This is a genomic window from Amycolatopsis silviterrae (assembly GCF_042684085.1).
GTDB lineage: Bacteria > Actinomycetota > Actinomycetes > Mycobacteriales > Pseudonocardiaceae > Amycolatopsis > Amycolatopsis silviterrae.
In genome coordinates, this window is the sequence record NZ_JBHUKS010000023.1 from 189,085 (window position 1) to 211,556 (window position 22,472).

Below are 22,472 nucleotides of genomic sequence, written 5' to 3' on the forward strand. Positions count from 1 at the left end.
GGCTATCCACCCCCGAGCCGGGCGGCGATGGCGGCACGGCCGATCTCGGCGGCCACCGAGCCACCGGTCGCGGCGAGACCGCGGTTGCCGCCGTTCTCGACGATGACCGACACGGCGATCTGCGGGTTGTCCGACGGCGCGAACGCGGTGTACCAGGCGTGCGGCGCGGTGTTCTTGGAGTCGGTGCCGTGCTCGGCGGTACCGGTCTTCGACGCGATCTTCAGCGCGTCGTTCTTGCCGCCGCCCTTGGTGAAGGACTCCGACGCGATCATCATGTCGGTGAGGATCTTGTCGTTCTCCGGCGACAGCGCGGGCTTTCCGGTGAGCTGCTCCGGGTCGACGTCCTCGATCGTCGACAGGTCCGGGGCCAGCTTCGACTGGATCAGCTGGGGCTTCATCGCGATGCCGCCGTTGGCGACGGTCGCCGAGAGCAGGCAGTCTTGCAGCGGGGTGAGCCGGACGTCGCGCTGGCCGATGCCGCTCTGGTAGAGCGCGCCCGGCGAGTCGAGCGGGCCGACGGTCGAGCCGACGACCCGCATCGGCACGGTCAGGTCGGTCTGCCCGATGCCGAAGTTGGCCGCGGTCGCCTTCATCTTGTCCGCGCCGAGCTGGCCCGCGAACGTCGCGAACGGCACGTTGCACGAGTGCGCCAGCGCGTCCTTGAACGTGTTGCCGGGGCAGGTCTCGCCGCCGTAGTTCTCCAGCGTCGTGTTCGTGCCCGGCAGCTGGACGTTCGGCGCGGTGCTGATCTGGGTGTCCGGGCCGATCCCGCTCTCCAGCGCCGCGCTGGCGGTGACGATCTTGAACGTCGACCCCGGCGGGTAGTTCTCCGAGATCGCCCGGTTCAGCATCGGGTTGTTCTTGTCCTTGGAGTAGGCGTCCCACGCCTTGTTCTGGTCGGTGCCGTGCGTGGCCAGCTGGTTCGGGTCGTACGACGGGGTCGACACCATCGCCAGGATGCGGCCGGTCTTCGGCTCCATCGCGACCACCGCGCCGGTGTAGCCGCGCTTCGTCATCAGGTCGTAGGCGGCCTTCTGCACCTTCGGGTCGATGGTGAGCTTCACGTTGCCGCCGCGCGGATCGCGGCCGGTGACCATGTCCGACAGCCGCCGCACGAACAGCCGCGGGTCCGACCCGTTCAGCACGTCGTCCTCGGTGCGCTCGAGCCCGCCCGCGCCGTAGTTGATCGAGTAGTACCCGGTGACCGGGGCGTACATCGGGCCGTCGGCGTAGGTGCGGAAGAACTTGAACTTGTCGGTCGAGGGCTTCACGCCGGCGAGCACGGTGCCGTCCGGCGTGACGATCTGGCCGCGCTGGCGGGAGTACTCGTCGTAGAGCACCCGCTGGTTGCGCGGGTCGGTGCGGTACGTGTCGGCCTTGATGACCTGGACGTAGGTGTCGTTGGCCAGCAGCAGCACGATCATCACGAGCATCGCCATGCCGACCTTGCGCAGGGGCGCGTTCACGCGGTCCTCCCGTTCAGGTCGCCTTCGGCTGGCGGGCGCCGCACCATCACGGTGTGCGCTTCGGCGATCGGAGCCTGCGGCTGCTGCGGCTTCGGCCGGGAGGCCGGCCTGCGCGCCGCGTCCGAAATGCGCAGCATCAGGGCGACCAGGATGTAGTTCGCCAGCAGCGAGGAGCCGCCGTAGGACAGGAACGGCGCGGTGACGCCGGTTTCCGGGATGAGCGCGGTGACGCCGCCGACGACCACGAAGACCTGGATCACGATGGTGAAGGCGAGCCCGCCGCCGAGCAGCTTGCCGAACGTGTCGCGCACGGCCAGCGCGCTGCGCATGCCGCGCATCGCGAGCAGCACGTACAGCATCAGCACCGCGGCCAGCCCGATGAAGCCGAGTTCCTCGCCGATCGCGGCGGTGATGAAGTCGGTGCTCGCGGCGGGCGGGATGTCCGGGCGGCCCGCGCCGAGCCCGGTGCCGCCGACGCCGCCGGTGCCGAGCCCGAACAGGCCCTGCGCGAGCTGGTAGCTGCCGCCGAGCACGTCGTAGCGCGGGCCGGTGGGGTTGAGCCAGTTCTCCACCCGCTGCTGGACGTGGCCGAACAGGTTGTAGGCGATGAGGCAGCCGCCCACGAAGAACGTCAGCCCGACGACGACCCAGATCACGCGCTCGGTCGCGACGTAGAGCATCACCAGGATGATGCTGAAATACAGCAGCGACGTGCCGAGGTCCTTCTCGAACACGAGCACGCCGATCGCGACCGCGGCGGCGATCAGGATGGGGCCGAGATCGCGGGCGCGTGGCAGTTCGACGCCGAGGAACTTCTTGCCCGCCACCATGAACAAATCGCGTTTGGACACGAGGAACGACGCGAAGAAGATCATCAGCAGCAGCTTCGCGAACTCGCCCGGCTGGATCGAGACGAACGGCAGCTTCAGCCACACCTTCGCGCCGCCCGCCTCGGACAGGCTGGCGGGCAGCACCGCGGGCAGCGCCAGCGCGCCGAGCCCGATCAGCCCGGCGATGTAGCTGTAGCGGGTCAGCGTGCGGTGGTCGTTGACGACTACCAGCACGATCACGAACAGCACCAGCGAAACGGCGGTGAAGAGCAGCTGTTTGGTGATCTCCGGCGAGTACTCCTTGCCGCGCTGCAACGCCGATTCGGCCTTCGCCAGGTCGAGCCGGTGGATCATCACCAGCCCGATCCCGTTGAGCAGCGCGACGCACGGCAGCAGCACCGGATCGGCGTACGGGGCCCAGCGGCGCACGGCGAAGTGCGTCGTGGCGAGCACGCCGAGGTACGCCAGCCCCACCCACAGGATCGAGAGCGTCAGCTCCTGCTCCTGGTTGGCTTCGACGATGACCAGCGCCAGGGTGACGATGCCCGCCGCGAACGCCAGCAGCGCGAGTTCCGTGCCCCGGCGTTTCGGGAGGTCTCGCGGCGGATTCGTGGCGAACTGGGCGGACGTCGGGTCGGCCAATGGCTGGCCCATCAGTTACCGCCCCCTGTCGGCGGCGTACCCGCCGTCGAGCAGTCCCTCCCCGCAGGCTGGTTCGCCGACGAAGGCGTGCCGCCGGGAGGCTGCGCGCTCGAGCTGGGAGTACCCGGCAGCGGGGCGCCGGAAGTGCCCGGCGGCTTGCAGTCCGACAGCTTCTTCTTGAGCCGCAGGAAATCGTCGATGTACTTGCGCGCGTCGTCGAGGCTTTCGCGCTTCACGCCGTTCTGCACGGCGATCCGGGCGTCCTCCTGCAACGCGGTGACGCGGAGCTTGTCGGTGCACAGCTGGCCCGGCGGGCACGAGCCCTGTTCGAGCGCGTGCAGGTCGATGCCGAGGATGCTGCCCGGGACGCCGCGGTAGATCACGACCTCCTGATCGGGTCCCTCTCCGACGTAGTACTGGCTGAGCACGAAGTATCGAGTCGCGATCGCGGCGGCGCCCAGCACGATCAGCACCACGACCGCCCCGACGAGCCAGCGGAACCGTTTCCGCCGTTTCGCCTTCGGGTCCTCTTGCGGAGTTTGCGGTTCCTGCCTCGGCGGAGGCGGCGGCTGAGTCAGCGCGCGCGCTCTGGCCGCGGGGGAGTCGCCCTGATGCATCTCGTCGCTGCCGTCGCCTGCGGCACCGCCCACGATCGGGGCGTCGTCGCCGAAATCGACGTCGACCACGTCGGCGATGATCACGGTCACGTTGTCCGTGCCGCCGCCCTTGAGCGCCAGCTCGATCATCCGGTCGGCGCAGTCCTGCGGATCCGGGATCTGCACGGCCTCGGCGAGCGTTTCGTCGCTGACCATGCCGGACAGTCCGTCCGAGCAAATCAGGTACCGGTCACCGGGACGCGCCTCGCGCACGGTGAGGCTGGGCTCGACCTCGTGCCCGGTGAGCGCCTTCAGCAGCAGCGACCGCTGCGGGTGCACCGCCGCCTCTTCCGGCGTGATGCGGCCCTGTTCGAGCAGTTCGTTGACGAAGCTGTCGTCCCGGGTGATCTGGGCGAACTGGCCGCCGCGCATCAGGTACGCGCGCGAGTCGCCTACGTGCACCAGGCCCAGCCGGTTTCCCGCGAACAGGACGGCGGTGAGCGTGGTGCCCATGCCGTCGAGGTCGGGGTCCTGAGACACCAGTTCGGCGATGGCCGCGTTGCCGTTCTGGACGGCTTCGCGGAGCTGGGCGAGCAGGTCGTCGCCGGGTTCGTCGTCGTCGAGCGGGGCGAGCGAGGCGATGACGACCTTGCTGGCCACCTCACCTGCTGCGTGCCCGCCCATGCCGTCGGCGAGCGCGAGGAGACGCGGGCCGGCGTACACGGAGTCCTGGTTGTTGGAACGCACCAGGCCCCGGTCGCTGCGGGCCGCGTAGCGGAGGACGAGAGTCATGGGCGAAGCTCGATCACCGTCTTGCCGATCCGGATGGGGACTCCGAGCGGGACCCGGAGGGGTGCAGTGACCTTAGCCCGGTCGAGGTAGGTCCCGTTCGTCGAGCCCAGATCTTCCACGTACCAGTCCTCCCCGCGCAGCGCGATCCGGGCGTGCCGGGTCGATGCGTAGTCGTCGTCGAGCACCAGCGTCGAGTCGTCGGCCCGGCCGATGAGGATCGGCCGCCCGTCGAGCGCGATGCGGGTGCCCGCGAGGGCCCCGTGTGTCACGAGCAGTTGCTGCGGGGCCTTGCTGCCCCGCGGCTTCTTCTCTTTGTTGCGGCGGAAGGACGGCACCTGGACCCGAAGGCCCGACGCGGCGTAGAGGTCCGAGCGCACCACCCGCAAAGCAGCGAACACAAAGAGCCAGAGCAGCACGAGAAAGCCCACTCTGGTGAGTTGAACGACCAGCTCTGGCACTTGTTGTGTCCGCTCCCGCCTGTGCCTGCAAGCCGCGACGCCACGCGCGCCGCGGTTCCCCCCGCACGACAATTCTGCGGGAACCCCGTGGACGGTCTGCGATCAGCCCTGGGTTCGGAACACCAGAGACGAATGGCCCACCCGGATCACGTCGCCGTCGGCCAGCTGCCACGTCTGCACCGGAGTGCCGTTGACCGTGGACCCGTTGGTCGAACCGATGTCGGCGAGCGTCGCGCTCTGGCCGTCCCAGGTGATCTCCAGGTGCCGCCGGGACACGCCGGTGTCCGGGAGCCGGAAGTCGGCGTCCTGGCCGCGGCCGACCACGTTCGCGCCCTGCTTCAGCGAGTAGGTGCGGTTGGAGCCGTCGTCCAGCTGCAGGCTCGCCTGAAGCTGCCGTCCGGCCGCCGGCGCGCCCTGCTGCGCGTACGGGTCCTGGCCGTACCCGGCCTGCGGCTGGCCGCCGTACTGGTCGTACCCGCCCTGCTGACCGTAGCCCTGGTCGTAGCCCTGCTGCGGCTGCCCGCCGTAACCCTGGTCATAGCCCTGCTGCGGCGGCTGCCCGTAGCCCTGGTCGTACCCGCCCTGCGGGGCCTGGCCGCCATAGCCCTGGTCGTACCCGGGCTGCTGGCCGTAGCCCTGGTCGTAGCCCTGCTGCGGCTGCCCGCCGTAGCCCTGGTCGTATCCGGGCTGCTGGCCCTGGCCGCCGTACTGGTCGTAGCCCTGCTGGGGCTGGCCGCCGTAGCCCTGGTCGTAGCCCTGCTGCGGCTGACCGCCATAACCCTGGTCGTACCCGGGCTGCTGGCCACCCTGCTGTCCGTAGCCGTACTGGCCCTGCTGGCCGTACGGGTCACCCTGGTCGTATTGGCCGTAGCCGGGGGGCTGGCTCATTGGTGGGTCTCCTGCGTTGCTGGGTCGTGCCGACCGCGACGGCCCTTCCCCCGCGGTGCCGCGGGCGTCGGGATCGACGGACGAACGGGTCTTGAACTGTCCAGTATGCAGCGCCTCGTTGCGCTCGAGTGATACGACGACGTCACCATAGGTGTCCCAGCCCTGTGCGGCGAGGTGTTCCGCCACCGCCTTGGCGAGAACCCCGGTGACCCGCTGCTCATCGCCGGCCATGCGATCATGGTCAGCCGCCCCCAATGACACGATGTAGTGATTCGGGGCGAGCTGCCGACCGCCTGCCAGCTCACGAACGTTCTCCTCGCCTTCCCTCTCGAGCGCAACCGCCACTTCCTGCGTGACGACGTTGCCGCCGAACATGCGCGCGAAAGTATTCCCCACCAGGTTCTCGAGTCGCCTGTCAAAGCGCTCAACGCGACCCACCGGGGACAACCTCCTCACACGTGTGCTTCCGCATCGATCCTATCCGGGGGAGGAAGGGTTGGGCATGCCCCCGGTGAAACCCGTCAGAAGGCCCTGCTAAGCTTTGCTGGCTGCCTCAAGGAAGCAACTCGGGCGAGTGGCGGAATGGCAGACGCGCACGGTTCAGGTCCGTGTGTCCGAAAGGACGTGAGGGTTCAACTCCCTCCTCGCCCACCATGGTCAGGCCCCCAGCCGCTTGCGCGACTGGGGGCCTTTTCCGTTTGTCGGTCGTTCTTCTGCCCGGGGGCCGAGCCCCCGGAGCCCCGCGGTGCCTTCGGTGGCGGTTGGTGGGGTGGTTGGGTTTGGGGTGGGCCAGGACACATTTTCGGGTTCTGGTTGTGTGGCGGTGGGTGGTTGGGTGGGTGCGGAGAGTTGCGTTAGAGGGCGTTGTTTGTGTCGTTGGGTGGGGGGTTGAGGTCGCAGTAGGAGGACAGTTCGGTCTGGGTGTCGTCTGCGGTTTGCGGGATGTGTTGCAGGGGGACGATCCAGGTTTTGCGTTCTCCCGGTGAGCAGGACGGGCTTGCTGGAGGGGCTTGAGGGCTGGCGGGTGGGTTGCCTTTGCCGTCTGGGGGGACTAGGTCGCCGCCGGTGATTTTGCCGTTTGCGTCGCGGAAGACTACGGCTGTGCGGCGGCTGGTCAGTGCTCGGCAGTTGGTTGATTTTTCTGTGTAGCTCACCGTGTCTGCTGGTGGGGATGACTGGGAGCGGCTGGTGGATTCGTGGGTGTCTGTCGTTGGGGCGAATGTGCCTAGTGCGCCGTTTGGCAGCCAGGTTGTTGTCTGGATTTCTACGTCGGCCGAGTGCACCTTGTTTGTGCCGCCGATGTTGATGAGGGTCCTGCCGATGCCTGTTCGCTGACCTGGCAGCAGCACCGGGATCTCCATCGTCATCGGCGCGCCCTGGATGGGGCCGGGTGGCAGGCCGTTGACCGAGACGATCACTTTGAGCGTTATTTTGGTTCGGTAGGCGATGTGGTCGCTGGTGTTGTGCAGCACTGCGCCCATGCTTGCCAAGCCTGATGAAGAAACGCCTTTTTCCGCGACTTCGATCGCTCCGCCGCTCGGTGCGTGCTTCGCTGACGTCGGATGTTCCTGAACCACGTCCGGGATATCGCACGGTTTTGCCGCCGAGTCATCGTCGCGCTGCACTGCTACGACAACCCCGGCGGTTGCGACAATAACGGCGGAAAAGGCTGTCATAAGGAGTTTGCGTTTCGTCATTCGTAGTCCGCTTGCTTCGGTCCGGGAGCGTTTTGGCTGGCCGACGGTCTTGTGTAGCGTGTTCGGCAGTCTGCGGAAAGTAGTTGCCGATGGGGTTTGCGGCGGTGCCTCCTGTTCGGTGGTTTCCTCCTGGGCTGGTTGCGGCGATCCGGGCTACCACGTGCGCTGGGGTTCCGCGAGCGCTGGGATCGGTCTTCTCGTCATCGTCGCGGTGCCTGTCTTCGGCTACCGTGCTCGGAGGCCAATTGGGGACGGCTATTCCAGCCTGGCTGTCGACCATCGGATTCGTTCTCTGGGAAGTCATTTCCGTGACGACGTCGGGCGGCTACTCCGGAGTGGGACAGCTGCACTTCACCGTGCCGATCGGGCTCTACCTGAGCATTCCAGTCGTCGCGGCGGTGCTCAACTCGGCCAATCTGCTCATCGTCTTTTCGCTTTTCTTTCCCTCGCCCCGCCGGCTGAGCAGGTACTGATGGGCCAAGTCGAGCAGTACTTCGAGGGGCAGTGGGGCGAGCCGGTGCGCGTGGTGGTGCTCGGGCGGGTCAAGGTGAGGCGCGATCGGCGGCGGCAGACTGACCGGTCGCTGGGGTGCGTCGCGGAGGTTGTTCTTGAGATTCTCGCCCACCTCACCTGGCCGGTTGCCGCGCTGTGGGAGTTCGTGACGGTTCCGAAGCGGCGGCGGAAGCCGGTGGCGGTGCCTAGCGGGCCGGCGCGTGGGCAGGCGTTTGCGGTCGCTGCGGGGTTGCGGGAGTGCGGCGGGGAGATCGCGGTGGTGCGCGGGGCGGCGCGGGTGGCGTTGGTTGAGGTGCGGGATCCGGAGCCGGTCGTGGTGTGGGAGGGGCGGGCGCAATGGAGTTCTTCGCCTGCCTCTTTGTACTGGGAAGACGGGTCGATGTTGCTGCTCGCGCCACGGTGAATCGGTAGGCTGGCGGTCACTCGGGGTGAGGGGTGGACTGGTGCACAACGAAGTCGGATCGGTGCGCGGCGGCAGTTCCGTTGTGCAGGCGAACTACATCGGCACGGTCAATCAGCAGCTGCCCGAACGGGTGGTGCCGCACGAAACGCCGCGTGCGTTGCGGCGGTTGGTCGGGCGGGACAAGCTGATCGAGGCATGTCTTGACGATCAGCGTGCGCCGCTGGTGGTGTTCGACGGGTTGACCGGGGTCGGGCGGCGTGCGTTGGCCCGGTTTATCGCTGAGCGGGTGAAAGACCGTTATCCCGGCGGGGCCTATTACACCGATTACTCGACACACACGGTCGACGGGGAGCCGGTGATTTCGGCGGCCCTGCGTTCGCTGCTGCGCCGCGACGGGGTCCGGGACGAGGTGATGCCCGCCGAATCCGGGTTGCCGAGTTTGTGGCGGAGCCGGTCGTCCGGGGCGGCTGGGGTGATGTTGCTGGAGAACGTCACCGAGGCCGAGCAGATCCTGCAATTGCTGCCTGGCGGGCAGGATTGGCTGGTGCTCGCCGCGGGGCGGGTGGAATCGCCGATCGAGGTGCGCGAACTCGGCGGGGAGATGATCAAGCTCGAACCGCTCGACAAGGACCAGGCCGCCGAGCTGTTTCGGGAGCTGAGCGGACTCGAGGTCGACGCGGACGATCCGCTGCTCGCGGAGATTCTCGGCTACTGCGGCGGATTGCCGTTGTCCCTGCGAAACGCCGCGACGCTCGTCGTGGTCGGGCGGTGTCCTTCGCTGCCGGAGCTGGCGGCGCGGCTTCGTCGTTCGCGTGCCGAGCTGATGCGATCCGACCGCGGGCCCAAGAAGGGGGAGCCGGTGTTCGAAGCGACCTATCAGGAAGCCGCCGAGCCAGCCCGGCGGGCGTATCGGCTGCTCGGCGCGTATCCGGCGGTCGAGTTCACCGCGCCGGTCTTTCAGCTGCTCATCGGTCTCGACGAGGTTGCCTCGGGGGACATTCTCGCCGAGCTGGTCCTGCTGAAGGTGCTTCAGGAGGAGCGCGGCCGGTACTTCATGCATCCGCTCGTCCACGATCACGCGGCGAGCCTTTCGGGGCTGGGCGACGAGGAGACGTACGAGGCGCTCGCCCGGGTGGTGTGCGCGTTCCGCGACGTCGCTTACTACGCGGACGCCGCGATGATCGGGGTTGAGCGGCTCCGGGTCGCGGACGCGCCGGCGATTCCGGATCCCTTCTCCGGCGACCGGCGAGCCAACGGGCTCGCCTGGTTCGAGGAGAATCGGCACGCGCTGCACGAGCTGCTGCCGGTGGCCAGGGAAATCGGCCTGGTGGACGAGATTTGGCAGCTCGCCGAGTCGCTCGCGGCCTACTACTTCGATCGCAAGCGGTATGCCGATTCGCTCAGCAGTCTCCGGCACGGCATCAAGGCCGCGGCGGAAGCGGGGAACCGGGCGGCGGAGGCGCGGTTGCTCAGTCTGGCGTCGCGGCCGTTGACGGATCTCGAACAGTTCGAGCAAGCCGGAGGGTTCGTCGGCCGCTCGATCGAGCTGGCGGACGCGGACGGGCATCTGGTGCTGCGGGCGTCGGTGCGGGAATTCGCTGGCCGGTACCACGATTTGACCGGGCAGCCGGAGCGGGCGCGGCAGAGGTATCGGGAGTCGATCGCGCTGAACGAGGAGGCTGGCGAGGAGCGCGGGGAGGCGCTGAGCCGGATGTTTCTTGGTCAGTCGCTCGGTGATGCGGAGGGACTGCGCGAGCTGGAGGCGGCGCATCGGACGTTCAGCGAGCGTGGTGACGGACGGTTGGCGGCGCGTGCCTTGTTGATCACCGGGCAGGTGCGGGTACGGGCCGGGGTGCCGGGTGGGGTTGACGCGTTGATTGAGGCGGCGGAGGCGTTTCAGGCGAGCGGGGCGACGTTTTACGAAGCTCAGGCCCGGGAAGCGCTGCACGCGGCGCTCGTCGAGGATTCGGCGGAGGCACGTCGTCACCTGGAGCGGGCGGTTCAGTTGTATCGAGAGCTGGGCAGTCCGCGGGCCGAGAAGCTGGCGTCAGAAGACGATGGTGGTCTCGACGGAGCCGAGTCGTAGGGATAGCGGACCTCCTGCGCGGCCGATCTCCACGCAGGCGTGCAGTGCGGAGGCCAGCGCGGCGAGGTCTGCTGAGCCGGTGACGGTGAACGTTTTGCCGTCTCTGGTGAGGGCGACGCATCCGCCCGGAACGGCGGCCGCGGCCAGGGTGCAGGCGGGGTGGAGCCGTAATGCGTTGGCGCACCAGTCTTCTGGGGCGGGGCGTGGTGCTGTTCTTGTGAGCACGGTGGCGTTGCCGATCCGGCCTAGGTTGTCGTCGCTTTCGTCGGCTACTACGTGTCTCAGTTTGGTTGACGCACGGTCGAAGTCTGGTTTCCATTCTTCTACTGAGCGGGGAAAACGGTGCAGGGTAAGCGAATCCGGGTCGGTGAACTCCGGGTATGTGGTGAACGCGCGCGGAACGGACGGGCGCGGGTCCGGGTCTGGGGCGCGCAGGAGCGTCAGGGGCTGGGGGTCTAGGCCAGCTAACCGGAGCACGAGTGCGTGGAGTTCCTCGGTCGCGCCGTGTGGGTTGGCGAAGGTGCGTTCGGCGAGATCTTGTTGCCAGGGCTGAGTTTCCGCCTCCTCGATCTGGGTACGCAGCGGGCGGTCTCTGGTGAGCCGGGACGCGTGCTGGCCGAGCAGGTCGGCGCTGGTGCCGGGCACGACCTCGCTGCCGAACGCGCCGAGCAGCAACGGCCGTCCGGTCGCGGCGGCCAGCAGGGAGACCGAGCCGTGGTCGCCGACGACGACGTCCGCGGCGACGATCGCGGCCTGCCATCCGCGTTCGGGCGGCAGGAGTAGTAACCCGGCCTCTTCGGCGGCGGCGAACCAAGAATGGATCTGGAAGGGCCGGTAGCGCGACCAGACGTTGGGATGCAGGACGAGACCGACGGCGGCGGCGTCGTAGTCCAGGGCGGCCAGCAGTTCGGCGGGCAGCCTCGGTCGTCGGCCGATCAGGGACGTTTCTCCCCAGGTGGAGCTGACCAGCACGAACTTCCGGCCGGTCACGCCGAGGGTGGCGCGGTAGTGGTCGCGGTGCGGATCGCTCCGGAGAAGCTGCTCGAACTGCGGGTCGCCGACGACCACGGTCTGACCGTCGGTGAGCGGGTCGGCGTCGCGCAGTTGCCGCTGCTGGCTGGGATGCGACACCGCCATCAGCACCCGCCCGGACCGCAGCGCGGCCGTCGGGATCAGTCCGGAAAGCCGGGTGCCGGCGGAACCGGAGTCGGGGACGTACTTGTGGAATCCGACGCCGTGCGGAAGGACGAGCACCGGTCCGGAGACGTGGTCGAAATCAATATTTTCGCTTGCCGTGATGGCGAGTGCGTAATTGAGCTGCGGGACATTTTCCCAGGGGGTGCAATGCGCTTGTGCGCGGGCGAGCAGCTCCTCGACACCCGCGCTGAACCGGGACCCGCGGTCCACTGTGAACGTGAAGCGAATCCGCTGGTCATCCTGGAAGAGGCGGCAGACCTCGAGCAGCTTGATCGCCGAAGTCCAGGTGCGCACGACCCCGAGCACGACCACCGGGTCGAAGGTCCGCCACCTGCTTTGCTGCTTTGCTGCTTTGCTGCTTTGCTGCTTTGCTGCTTTGCTGCTTTGCTGCTTTGCTGCTTTGCTGCTTTGCTGCTCAATTCAATTCTACCAAATCCGTCCTGGAATTCCTGGACAGAACCTTACCTGGACCTGATCGTGGTGAAAGGCTGGACACGGACCGTGACGTTTCCGGTAGCCTGAGCCGGGACCGGCTGGGCGGGGGAAACGGTGAGCGACGGCAACTACTTCGACGGCGAGGCGGACAAGGTCTTCCAGGCGCGGGATGTGTACGGCAGCGTGCATTTCCACGGGCCGAAGCAGCCCGCGGCACCGGCGTTGCAGGTCCAGGCGCCGCCGGAGCATTACCGGAACAACCAGCCGCAGCTTGATCTGCTCACCGAGATCCACGACGCCGCAAGCGACCGGGTCGCGATCGCGACCGTGCGGGGTGCGCCGGGCAGCGGGCGGACGACGTTGTGCGAAACCTGGCTGCACCAGCATCAGGGCCGGTTTGACCGGATCTACGAGGTGCGCGTGGGCCACCGGGTGGGCGCGGACGTGCTGGCCGAGCTGCTGTCCAAGCTGGGATACGGGCTGGACGAGATGCCGGCGAGCCTCGAAGGCCGCTCGGCGATGTGGCAGGCGCAGACCGCCGAGTTCAAGGTCGCGTTGCTGGTCGACGACGCGTTGAGCGCGGCTGAGGTGAAGGCGCTGCTGCCGACGCATCCCGGGTCGTACGTGCTCGTGGTCGGCTCGGGGCTGGAAGCGCTGCGGGCCCGGTATTCCGCGCGAGACGTCGAGCTGGAGCCGTTGAGCGACGAGGCGGCGCTGGGCGTGCTCACCGCATTGGTGGGCGAGGAAAAGCTTGCCGCGGAGCCGGAGCAGCGGGAAGAACTGCTGCGGATTTGCGCTGGATCTGCCGCGGAACTCAACGTCGCGGGCATGATCCTCGCCCGGCAGGGCGGGACGGTGCAGCGGCTGCTCGCGCGGATCCGGGCGAAAGGTGCCCTGGCCAGCGCGGTGTTCGACGTCGCCTACGACCTGATGGGCGAGCGGGAGCAAGCCGCGTACCGGTTGTTCGGCGCGCATCCGGGCAGCGGGGACGTTCGGCTGGAAACCGTCGCGGCGGTCCTCAGCCTTGACGAGTTCGACGCCGAGGACGCGTTGGAGAACCTGGTTTCGGCCAAGCTGATCGAGGTCATCAAGGGCCGGTACCGGATGTCCGAGCTGGCTCGCCTGCACGCCGCCGGGCTGGGCGGCGACCTTGAAGAGATCGTGGTCGGGTACTACGCCGGACATGGGCTCAAGATCGCGGAACGGGCGCTGCACACCCGCTGGCCGGAGAAGATCTGGCCGGGCTTCGTCCGTGCGTCGGTGCCGGAGGCGGACGCTTGGGAGTGGTTGTTCGCCGAGCAGGCGAATCTGCTTGCCGCGGCGGAGGTCGCGTTGCAGGCCGGGGCGCACGAGGACGTGATTCGGCTGGCCAGGGCGTTGTGGCCGGTCTACAAGGACGGTGCTTACCCCGTCGAGCTGGCGGCGGTGAGCCAGGACGCGGTGCAGGCCGCGCAGGCCGCCGGGATGCCGCTTGCCGAAGGGCAGGTCCGTACGCAGCTTGGGTTCGCTCGGATGCAGCGGCGGGATTGGGCTGGGGCGCAAGAGCAGTACGCCGCGGCGGCCGAGCTGGCTACGACACCGGAGGAACACGCGTCCGCGCTGGAAGCCCGCGGGCTCGCGTTCTTCGAGCCTGGGTTGATCGCGCGGCAGCAGGGGCGGCCGGACGACGCGGTTTCGTTGCTGGAACAGGCGGAAGTCTGCCTCCGGGAGAGTCTCGCGCTTGCCGAGCAGATCGGTGCTCGTCGGCGGCTCGGGTTGATCCAGATGCATCTGGCCAAGGTCGTGCCGCCGGAGGAAGCGGCCGTGCTGCTGGCGCAAGCGGAGCAGGACCTGAAGGATGAACCGGGCAATCTGGTGAAGATCCGGTTGTGGCGGGGGCGGAAGCTGATCGAGGCCGGTTCGTACGAGGAAGGCGCGGCTGAGCTGGCCGAACTCGACTCGGTGGCGGAACAGTCGCGGTTGCACCGGGAACGCATTGCCGCGTTGTGGTCGCGTGCGGAGGCGGCGCTCGCGCGGGGTTTCCGCGATCAGGCGAAGGCGCACGTGGAGGACGCGTTGAGCATCGCGCGGCTGCACGGTTTTACGGCGGAGGCGGCCGATCTGCTGATCTGGCTCGGTCGGCTCTGACTATCCATAGTGGACAGTGAGCTTGGCCTCGTGCTTGCGGCCGCCCGCGGTGAAGGGCAGTTGTTCGGGGAAATCCAGGCCTAGCCGGTCGCGGGTGTACAGCAGCGACGGCACGGCCTGCGGCAGGTCGGTGCCGGTGTAGGACACGACGAGACCGTCGCGGCTGCCGGCCAGCCAGCCGGCCGCGGTGGGGCAGGCGGCCCATTCGCAACCGGGGAATTCGGCGAGCGTGGTGGCGATCCAACGGCCTGGCTCGGGGAATTGGTCGCCCAGCACGATGTCGGCGCGGCGCAGCAGGCGCGGGTCGGGGCCGTCGACGTGGACGACCAGGTGCGCGTCGGCAGCTTCGGCGGCGAATCTGGTGACTTCGTCGCCGCGGACCTGGATCCACTGTGCGCCAGGCTCGGGGCGGCGGACGCGCGGCAACGGGAACGCGGTGAATCCGGCTGGTTGAGCTGGCGGCGGGAGATTGAGCGTGCGGTAGCCGAGTTCAGTCAGGAGGGCCGCCGACTGTCCGGGGACGCTGGTGGCGAGTGCGGTCGCGGCGACCAGATCGGCGGGCTGGGTCGCGGTACGGAGCTGGTCGGCTAGGTTTTCGCTGGTCAGCGCGGGGGCGGTGCGCAGCAGGGCGGCTACCGGGGAGTCTGGATCGACGGCTTCGTGCGGGGCGGCGGCCAGCAGGACCGGGGTGCCTAGGCAGGCGGAGTAGTAGGTGACGGAGCCGTGGTCGCCGATGGTGACGTCGGCGGCTACTGCGGCTGGTTGCCACAGGTCTTCTTCCGGCAAGACGATTACGCCAGCTTTTTCGCATTTCTGCAGCCACATTTTTAGCTGCCACGGGTAATGGCCCTGGCCGATGTTGGGGTGCAGGGCTAGTACTACCGCGAATTCGTCCAATGGCAGTTGGTGCGCGATGCGGGCGGGGAGATCGGGGCCGGAGCCGTAGGACGAGAGCCAGCCCCACGTGGACGAGATCAGCACCAGGGTTTGCTCGCCGGTTACGCCTAGGGCCTGGCGGTAGGATTCGCGCAGTTCGCGGGCGTCTCGCAGGCGGTCGAGGCAGGAGTCTCCGGCAATGACGGCGTGGTCAGCGGCCTCCGGGCAGTACTCGCGCAGCCGGGCGAGCTGCTCGGGATGGGACAGCACGTGGTGTTCGGCGATCACCTCGCCGTGATGCATCAGCCATTGCTCGGACAACCCGAAAACCGGTTTCCGGTTTCCGGTTTCCGGTTTCCGGTTTCCGGTTTCCGGTTTCCGGTTTCCGGTTTCCAAGAATTTATTGTACCCCATTCCGTGCGGCAGAACCGTTAACGGAGCACGCAATTCCTGCAAATCCCCGCCGTAACTGGCGGCCAATGCCCAGTCGAAGTCCTCGCCCACGACGTCCGCCCACGGTTCCAGCGGGATCCCGCGCGCGGCGAGGTACTCCTCCGTCCCCCGGGTGAACGCGCTCGAATCCGGGCACGTGAACACCACCTGCACCCGGGGGTCTCCCGCGAACAACGGCAGCACGTCCAGCAGTCGCGTCGCCGCGGTGACGTTGTGGACTACCGCCAGCATCGTCCGTTCCGTGGGCACGGTGCGCCATCGGCGCGGCACGGGGAAAGACGACGACGGCACGGAGAGCGATCCTACCGATCGCGCTCCGTGCCGGTCGCCGGAAAAGGCTCAGAGGCTGATATTGCCTTGTACGTCACGCAGCTGGACGACCTTGGCCCCTTCGGCCACCGTCCCGACGTGGTTCGTCACGCCGCCGCTGCGTGCTTCCTGGTGCACCTCGAACTCGGTGCGCAGCGCGGCACCGAATTCCGGGTCCTGGCGGCCGGCCTCGTCGAGGCGTTCGGCGAGGGCCGCGACCGTGGCCGGGTTGTCGGGGGTGGCCGCCTCCAGTTCCGCGGTTGCCTTGCTGTTGCCGGAGAACTTGCGCTTGACCAGGTCGTACAGCCCGGTCGCGGCCTTCGTGGCCAGCGCGGTGGCGACAGCGGTCAAAATCGGCTCGGGCATGCGACTCTCCTCAGGTCGGCGGCCCTTCCACCGTACTCACTTCGCGTGCTCGTCGATCCAGTCGGCGATCACGTCGATGCGCGACGTCGTTTCCGCGCCGGTGTGCGGGCAGTCCGGGCCGTTGTTCTCGATCGAGATCAGCTTGCCGTCGGTGAAATACGGCGCGCCGGTGTCGTAGGTGCACGCACTGGTGGAGGCCGAGGGAGAGACGCCGTGGATGCCGACCGTCGTGCCGCCGACCGCCGAGATCTTCATCGTGCCCTGCTGCAACTGCTTGGTCGGCACCGGATTCTGCGCTGTCCGGCTGCCCCAGCCGGCCAGCGTGACCTGCTGTCCGACGCCCGGCACCAGGTGGTTCACCGTCAGCGGCTTGACCTCGGTGACCGGGCTGTCGAGCTTGGCCAGCGCGACGTCGTTCGGGCCGGCTTGCAGCACCTGTGTCACCTTGCGCTGGACGCCCTTTTCCTTGGTCTCGTCGACCAGGCCCAGCGACACCGCCGTCGGGTACGGGACCGGGCCGGACACGCGGTTCTTGTTGGCGTCGTGGAAACAGTGGCCGGTGGTGACGATCCACTGCGGCGCGACGAGCGCTGCCGAACAGAAGCTCGAGTACGTGCTTCCGTTCGGCAGCGGGATTCCGGTCATGCTCAGCTTCGCGGCGAAGCCGAATTGGCCTGCTGGGACGTCAGAACCGTTGGCGACGGCGAGAGCCGGGCTCGCGGCGAGGATGGGCAGGAGTACTGCTGCGGAGATCGCGGCGCGGACGCGCATTCTGTCCCTTCGTCCGGTGCCACCGGCGGATGCCGATGAACTCGGCCTTCCACGCTAACGACACCGTCCGCGATGCGGAATTCCCTTGATGGGCGACGAAAACCGACCGATCTCGCGACTTGCCCTCACTGGACGTGCGAGGCGATCCAGTCCTTGAGGATGTCGACGCGCGCGGTCGTCTCGGGCGTGGCGTGGGGGCAGTCCGGGCCGGTCGACTCGACCGAGATGAGGCGGCCGGTGTGGTCGCCGTCGTCGACGAAGTACGGCGCGCCCGAGTCGTAGCTGCACGCGCTGGTGTCCTTCTTCGGCGCGACGCCGACGATGGTCGCGGTGGTGGCGTCCGAGCCGACGACCTGCATTTCGCCCTGCTGCAGCTTGTCCGACGGCTTCGGCGAAACCTCGGTGAGGCTGCCCCATCCGGCGAGCAGCACCTTCTGGCCGTTGGTCGGCGCGGCGGGCGAGACGGTCAGCGGCTTGATTTCGGTGACCGGCTGGTCGAGCTTGGCGATCGCGACGTCGTTGACGCCCGCCTGCTGCACCTCGGTGACGTTGCGCCGCACGCCCTTGCCGGGTTCGTCGGTGGTCGCGCCGAGCAGCACCGAAGTTTTGTACGGCACCGGGCCGGAAACCGGCTTGCGGTCGACGTCGTGGAAACAGTGTCCGGCGGTGATGATCCACTGCGGCGCGATGAGCGAACCCGAGCATCCGCTCGAATAAGTGGTGCCGTCCGCCTTCGGGATGACGGGCATGGACAGCTTGGCCGCGAACGGATACTCGCCGGGCGCCACATCGTTGCCGTTCGCGACCGCGGACGCGGGCGCGGCCACCGCCAGCGCGGCGCCGGCGGCGAGGAAGGCAGCGGAAAGGGCAGCACGCAAACGCATGAAATATCCTCCGGAAGACGACTACTCAATGCGAACGTTAGGCGCCTTCCGGTTCCCCCGAAAGGGGGATCAGCCGGGGCTGCCCGATCGGGCTTGCCCGGCTGCCCGCGTTTTCTCGCCGATCAGCTCACGCCGACGAGGTCGACGACGAAAATCAGCGTTTCGTTCGGGGCGATCACGCCGCCCGCGCCCCGCTCGCCGTAGGCCAGGTGCGGCGGGATCACCAGCTGGCGGCGGCCGCCGACCTTCATGCCCGCGACGCCCTGGTCCCAGCCCGGGATGACCTGGCCGGCGCCAACCTGGAAGTCGAGCGGCGCGCCGCGGTCGTAAGAGGCGTCGAATTGCGCGCCGGTGGAGTGCGAGACCCCGACGTAATGCACGCTGACGGCATTGCCCGGCTTGGCTTCGGGGCCGTCGCCGACGGTGATGTCTTTGATCTGCAGCTCGGCGGGCGGCGGTCCGTCCGGGCGCTCGACTTGGGGCTTTTCCACGCTCATGGGCTCACCGTACCTATCGCCGAAACGCCGCGCCTGATGGACCGCTACCAGGGCGGACTACTCCCAACGAGGGGATAAACGCGAAAAGTCTTCACATGTGCGCTACCCGTGGGTAGCGTGCGCTGGGTCACCCTGGGGAATCCTTCGTGGACGGAGCTGCGGAATGCGACGACGCATCCCAATCCTGGCCGCGAGCGCGGTAGCCGTGCTCACGGCCGGACTCGTGCAGATCGGGACCGCGGCACCGGCTTCCGCCGCGTTGCCCGGCAACGACTACTGCGCGGGCCAGTGCAACGACATCCTCCCGCCGGGCGAGAACGGCAACGCGACGCTCGCCGAAATCCTCGCCAACAAGGCGTTCGGCACGCAGCCGGGGCACGCGGACGACCAGCTCGGCAAATACGCCGACCTGGCGGGCGGGTACAAGACGCTGACCACCGACACCATCGGCAAGTTCTTCAACGACTCGTCCTTCGGCGTGCCCGCCGACCAGGTCGCGAGCATGCTGAAACCGCGCGCCGACGTGACGATCACGCGCGACAAGGCCACCGGCGTCCCGCACATCCAGGGCACCACGCGGTCCGGCACGGAGTACGGCGCGGGATACGCCGCGGCGCAGGACCGCTTGTGGCTCATGGACATCATGCGCCGGGTCGGGCGCGGCCAGCTGACGTCGTACGCGGGCGGCGCGGAAGCGAACCGCGAGCTGGAGCAGTCTTTCTTCGCCTCCGCGCCCTACACCGAGGACGAGCTGCAGCAGCAGATCGACGCGGTGGCGGCGAGCGGCCCGCGCGGCAAGCAGGGCCTCGACGACGCGAAGGCGTACCTCGAAGGCATCAACAAATACATCACCGATTCGCACAACGGCCGGTACTTCCCGGGTGAATACGTGCTCACCGGGCACGTCGACGCGATCACCAACGCGGGCACCATCGAACCGTTCAAGCTCACTGACCTCGTGGTGCTCGCCTCGGTGGTCGGCGCGCAGTTCGGGGCCGGCGGCAGCGGCGAGGTGCAGAACGCGGTCGCGAAGCTGGCACTGCAGGAGAAGTACGGCGTCGAGCAGGGCGAGAAGGTGTGGCAGAGCCTGCGTGCCGCGGACGATCCCGAGGCCGTGAAAACCCTGCACGACGGGCAGAACTTCCCGTACGGCAACACTCCGGCGAACCCGCAGGGCGCCGCGCTGCCGGACAAGGGCTCGGTGAAGAACCAGCAGCTCGTGTTCGACCAGACCGGTTCGGCCGCCGCCGCGCAGGCGAAGGTCAAGGTTTCCGCGCCGAAGGACCAGGAGTCCGCGCGCGGCATGTTCGACAACGGCGTGCTGCCGGGCAACATGCTCAAGGAAAAGCACGGCATGTCCAACGCGCTGCTGGTGTCCGGCGCGAAGACCGCCAGCGGACATCCGGTCGCCGTGTTCGGTCCGCAGACCGGGTACTTCGCGCCGCAGCTGTTGATGCTGCAGGAAATCCAGGGCCCGGGCATCAGCGCGCGGGGCGCGTCGTTCGCCGGGCTCAGCATGTACGTGCTGCTCGGTCGCGGCCAGGACTACTCGTGGAGCGCGACGACCGCGGCGCAGGACATCATCGATACCTACGCGCTGCCGCTGTGCGACCCGAGTGGCAAACCGGCCACAAAGGACTCCAACTACTACCTGTACCAGGGCAAATGCCTCCCGATGGACACCGTGGAGCGCAAGAACGCCTGGTCGCCGACGGTCGCGGATGGCACCGCGGCCGGGTCGTACACCCTGCGCAGCTACCGCACGAAGTACGGTCCGGTGACCTCGCGGGCGACGGTCGACGGAAAGCCGGTGGCGTACTCGTCGCTGCGGTCGTCGTACATGCACGAGGTGGACTCGCTGATCGGGTTCCAGGAGTTCAACGACCCGGGTTACGTCAAATCGGCCGCGGACTTCCAGCGCGCCGCCAACGACGTCAACTTCACCTTCAACTGGTTCTACGCCGATTCGAAGGACATCGCGTACTTCAACTCCGGTGCGAACCCGGTCCGCAATTCCACTGTGGACCCGATGATGCCCACCTGGGGCGACCGCGGATTCGACTGGAAGGGCTGGAACCCGGCGGGCAACAAGGCCGACTACACGCCCGCGTCGCAGCATCCGCAGTCGGTGAACCAGGACTACTACATCAGCTGGAACAACGCGCAGTCGAACGGCTACGCGTCCGGCGGCGCGGACAAGTCCGCCGTGCACCGTGGCGATCTGCTCGACGCGCGGGTCAAGGGGCTGCTTTCCAGCGGCACCAAGGTGACCCGGGTCAACCTGACCCAGGCGATGGAGGACGCGGCGCTGGCTGACCTGCGGGCGGAGAAGGTGCTGCCGCTGCTGCTGCAGGTGCTCGACAAGGCCCCGCTCACCGGTGCCGCGGCGGACGCCGAAGCGAAGCTGAAGACGTGGATGCAGCACGGGCACCAGCGCGTCGAGTCAAGTCCGGGCAGCAAGACCTACAACGACGCCGACGCGATCCGGATCATGGACGCTTGGTGGCCGCTGCTGGTCACCGGCGAGTTCAAGCCGGCGATGGGCGACGACGCGTTCGGCGCGATGACGAACGTGCTGCAGATCAACGAAAGCCCGTCCGGCTTCCAGAACGGCGAGCCGGGCAAGCACGTCGGGCAGCCGCACCAGGGCTCGGCGTATCAGCACGGCTGGTGGGGTTACGTCAGCAAGGACATCCGCACGGCGCTCGGCCAGCCGGTCGCGGGCCCGCTCGGCGCGAAGTTCTGCGGCGGCGGCGACCTGAACGCGTGCCGTCAGGTGCTGGTCGACTCGCTGACCACGGCCGCCGGGCAGCCGGCGAACACGGTGTACCCGGGCGACGGCGACTGCTCGGCGGGTGACCAGTGGTGTGCCGACACGGTGATCCAGCGTCCGCTGGGCGGTATCGCGCACGGCAAGATCAGCACCCAGAACCGGCCGACGTTCCAGCAGGTCGTGGAGTATCCGGCGCACCGCGGCGACAACGTCTCGAACCTCGCGGCGGGCAAGCCGGTGAACGCGTCCAGCGCGGAAACCGGGTTCTACAACTCGCCGGCCTCGAACGCGGTCGACGGCAACGCGGGCACCCGCTGGGCGAGCGACTGGAGCGACAACCAGTCGATCACCGTGGATCTCGGCTCGGTGCAGCCGGTTTCGCGCGCGGTGCTGTCGTGGGAGAAGGCGTACGGGAAGGGGTACAAGATCCAGCTGTCCACCGACGGCACCGACTGGCACGACGCGGCTGCGGTGACGGACGGGAACGGCGGAGTGGACAACGTGTCCTTCGCGCCTTCGGACGCACGGTTCGTCCGGATGCAGGGGGTCTCGCGCGGGACTAAGTACGGGTATTCGCTGTATGAGTTCGAGGTTTACGCGCACTGACTTCGGTCGCTACTGAAGTGACGATGAGGACCGCTCCGGCCAGCATGATCGGCCGGAGCGGTTCTTTCATGAACAGGACGCTGATTAGGCAGGCGAGGACGGGTACGGCGTAGGCGTAGGTGCTGACGAGAGCGGTGGAGGTCGTGCGCAGCAGCCAGGTGTAGAGGCCGAAGCCGGCCAGTGAATCGACCAAGGCGAGGTAGCCCAGCGCTAGCCAGGACACGGCGGTGGTCGCCCACGGTCCGGGGAGGCTCGTCGTGCGGGCCGCCGCGACCGTCCCGATCGCCCAGACGAAACCGGCTGCGGCCACGGCGAAAGTCCAGGCGCTGGCTTGCGTGCCGGTCAGCAGCGCCACGCCGGAGAAACCGACGAGGACGCGCAGCAAACCGGCCCGGGTCGGGCGTTCGCCGAGCACGGCGTTCAGCACGGTCACCCACAGCGGAAGCGCGGCGACCACCAACGCGGCGGTTCCGGCGAAGGTCGTGCGTTCGGCGAGCGCCACGGTGCCTTGCGCGCCGAGCAGACAGACGCCGATCGCGGCGGCGGTGGCGAATTGGCGGAAGCGCAAGCCGCGCAACGCGGTCGGCCGGAGCAGGACCAAGGCGGCACCTGCGGCGAAGAAGGCCGCGCCGGACGCCGACAGCGGCGGCAGCGTTTGCGCCATGACCCGCATCGCCGGAAACGACGTCCCCCAGCACAGCCAGAGGCCTGTCAACGCGAAAACGACCATGGTTCCAGGACAGATCACCTGCGAGTATGCGTCCAACAACTTCTCGTCATCCGCCGGATGCGGTGAGATCATCGAGC

18 protein-coding genes and 1 tRNA gene are annotated in these 22,472 nt (G+C 68.1%); 6 read left to right on the top strand and 13 right to left on the bottom strand.

The window, feature by feature from the left end; translation table 11 throughout:
- Positions 1 to 2 precede the first annotated feature (2 nt).
- The 5 genes from ACFSVL_RS29240 to ACFSVL_RS29260 all read right to left on the bottom strand — a co-directional run bounded on the left by ACFSVL_RS29240 (position 3) and on the right by ACFSVL_RS29260 (position 6,110).
- On the bottom strand, positions 3 to 1,466 hold the full coding sequence (locus tag ACFSVL_RS29240; protein ID WP_378308769.1) for a peptidoglycan D,D-transpeptidase FtsI family protein: 1,464 nt from the start codon (positions 1,464 to 1,466) through the stop codon (positions 3 to 5).
- Positions 1,463 to 2,950, bottom strand: coding sequence for an FtsW/RodA/SpoVE family cell cycle protein (locus tag ACFSVL_RS29245; RefSeq protein WP_378308770.1), 1,488 nt, complete (start codon positions 2,948 to 2,950; stop codon positions 1,463 to 1,465). Before ACFSVL_RS29245 ends, ACFSVL_RS29240 begins: the two co-directional genes overlap by 4 nt.
- Positions 2,950 to 4,326, bottom strand: coding sequence for a PP2C family protein-serine/threonine phosphatase (locus ACFSVL_RS29250; RefSeq protein WP_378308771.1), 1,377 nt, complete (start codon positions 4,324 to 4,326; stop codon positions 2,950 to 2,952). Before ACFSVL_RS29250 ends, ACFSVL_RS29245 begins: the two co-directional genes overlap by 1 nt.
- Entirely contained in the window at positions 4,323 to 4,784 is a 462-nt protein-coding gene (locus ACFSVL_RS29255; protein WP_037718919.1) for an FHA domain-containing protein FhaB/FipA, read from the bottom strand. Before ACFSVL_RS29255 ends, ACFSVL_RS29250 begins: the two co-directional genes overlap by 4 nt.
- 102 nt (positions 4,785 to 4,886) lie before the next feature.
- Positions 4,887 to 6,110 carry a DUF3662 and FHA domain-containing protein gene (locus ACFSVL_RS29260; protein WP_378308772.1) on the bottom strand — a complete coding sequence of 408 codons (1,224 nt, stop codon included), beginning with the start codon at positions 6,108 to 6,110 and terminating at the stop codon, positions 4,887 to 4,889.
- Positions 6,111 to 6,240: 130 nt separating this feature from the next.
- On the opposite strand from ACFSVL_RS29260, the gene ACFSVL_RS29265 reads away from it, so the two are divergent.
- Positions 6,241 to 6,326: transfer RNA gene (locus ACFSVL_RS29265), tRNA-Leu, on the top strand.
- 200 nt (positions 6,327 to 6,526) lie between these two features.
- Here ACFSVL_RS29265 and ACFSVL_RS29270 read toward each other — a convergent pair.
- Positions 6,527 to 7,369, bottom strand: coding sequence for a hypothetical protein (locus ACFSVL_RS29270; protein ID WP_378308773.1), 843 nt, complete (start codon positions 7,367 to 7,369; stop codon positions 6,527 to 6,529).
- 308 nt (positions 7,370 to 7,677) lie between these two features.
- Between ACFSVL_RS29270 and ACFSVL_RS29275 the strand changes: the two genes are divergently transcribed.
- The 3 genes from ACFSVL_RS29275 to ACFSVL_RS29285 are packed head-to-tail and all read left to right on the top strand — an operon-like array spanning position 7,678 to position 10,371.
- On the top strand, positions 7,678 to 7,842 hold the full coding sequence (locus ACFSVL_RS29275; protein WP_378308774.1) for a hypothetical protein: 165 nt from the start codon (positions 7,678 to 7,680) through the stop codon (positions 7,840 to 7,842).
- Entirely contained in the window at positions 7,842 to 8,285 is a 444-nt protein-coding gene (locus ACFSVL_RS29280) for a hypothetical protein (RefSeq protein WP_378308775.1), read from the top strand. Before ACFSVL_RS29275 ends, ACFSVL_RS29280 begins: the two co-directional genes overlap by 1 nt.
- A 40-nt stretch (positions 8,286 to 8,325) precedes the next feature.
- On the top strand, positions 8,326 to 10,371 hold the full coding sequence (locus ACFSVL_RS29285) for a hypothetical protein (protein WP_378308776.1): 2,046 nt from the start codon (positions 8,326 to 8,328) through the stop codon (positions 10,369 to 10,371).
- Here the strand turns inward: ACFSVL_RS29285 and ACFSVL_RS29290 are convergent.
- Entirely contained in the window at positions 10,333 to 11,880 is a 1,548-nt protein-coding gene (locus tag ACFSVL_RS29290; protein ID WP_378308777.1) for a hypothetical protein, read from the bottom strand. The genes ACFSVL_RS29285 and ACFSVL_RS29290 overlap by 39 nt on opposite strands.
- Positions 11,881 to 12,117: 237 nt before the next feature.
- On the opposite strand from ACFSVL_RS29290, the gene ACFSVL_RS29295 reads away from it, so the two are divergent.
- Positions 12,118 to 14,130, top strand: a complete 2,013-nt coding sequence (locus tag ACFSVL_RS29295; RefSeq protein WP_378308778.1) for an NB-ARC domain-containing protein — start codon at positions 12,118 to 12,120, stop codon at positions 14,128 to 14,130.
- On the opposite strand, the gene ACFSVL_RS29300 is transcribed toward ACFSVL_RS29295, so the two are convergent.
- From ACFSVL_RS29300 to ACFSVL_RS29320, 5 genes are all read right to left on the bottom strand, one after another.
- A complete protein-coding gene (locus ACFSVL_RS29300; protein ID WP_378308779.1) occupies positions 14,131 to 15,690 on the bottom strand; it encodes a hypothetical protein in 1,560 nt (519 codons plus the stop codon).
- Between the two features lie 108 nt (positions 15,691 to 15,798).
- On the bottom strand, positions 15,799 to 16,134 hold the full coding sequence (locus ACFSVL_RS29305) for a hypothetical protein (protein ID WP_378308780.1): 336 nt from the start codon (positions 16,132 to 16,134) through the stop codon (positions 15,799 to 15,801).
- A 36-nt stretch (positions 16,135 to 16,170) separates the two neighbouring features.
- A complete protein-coding gene (locus ACFSVL_RS29310) occupies positions 16,171 to 16,905 on the bottom strand; it encodes a S1 family peptidase (RefSeq protein ID WP_378308781.1) in 735 nt (244 codons plus the stop codon).
- A 125-nt stretch (positions 16,906 to 17,030) separates the two neighbouring features.
- Positions 17,031 to 17,789 (bottom strand): S1 family peptidase, encoded by a 759-nt coding sequence (locus tag ACFSVL_RS29315; RefSeq protein WP_378308782.1) that lies wholly within the window; start codon positions 17,787 to 17,789, stop codon positions 17,031 to 17,033.
- A gap of 122 nt (positions 17,790 to 17,911) precedes the next feature.
- Positions 17,912 to 18,286 carry an FKBP-type peptidyl-prolyl cis-trans isomerase gene (locus tag ACFSVL_RS29320; protein WP_378308783.1) on the bottom strand — a complete coding sequence of 125 codons (375 nt, stop codon included), beginning with the start codon at positions 18,284 to 18,286 and terminating at the stop codon, positions 17,912 to 17,914.
- 163 nt (positions 18,287 to 18,449) lie between these two features.
- Between ACFSVL_RS29320 and ACFSVL_RS29325 the strand changes: the two genes are divergently transcribed.
- A complete protein-coding gene (locus ACFSVL_RS29325) occupies positions 18,450 to 21,665 on the top strand; it encodes a penicillin acylase family protein (protein WP_378308784.1) in 3,216 nt (1,071 codons plus the stop codon).
- Here ACFSVL_RS29325 and ACFSVL_RS29330 read toward each other — a convergent pair.
- Entirely contained in the window at positions 21,619 to 22,395 is a 777-nt protein-coding gene (locus tag ACFSVL_RS29330; RefSeq protein ID WP_378308785.1) for an EamA family transporter, read from the bottom strand. The genes ACFSVL_RS29325 and ACFSVL_RS29330 overlap by 47 nt on opposite strands.
- Positions 22,396 to 22,472 lie beyond the last annotated feature (77 nt).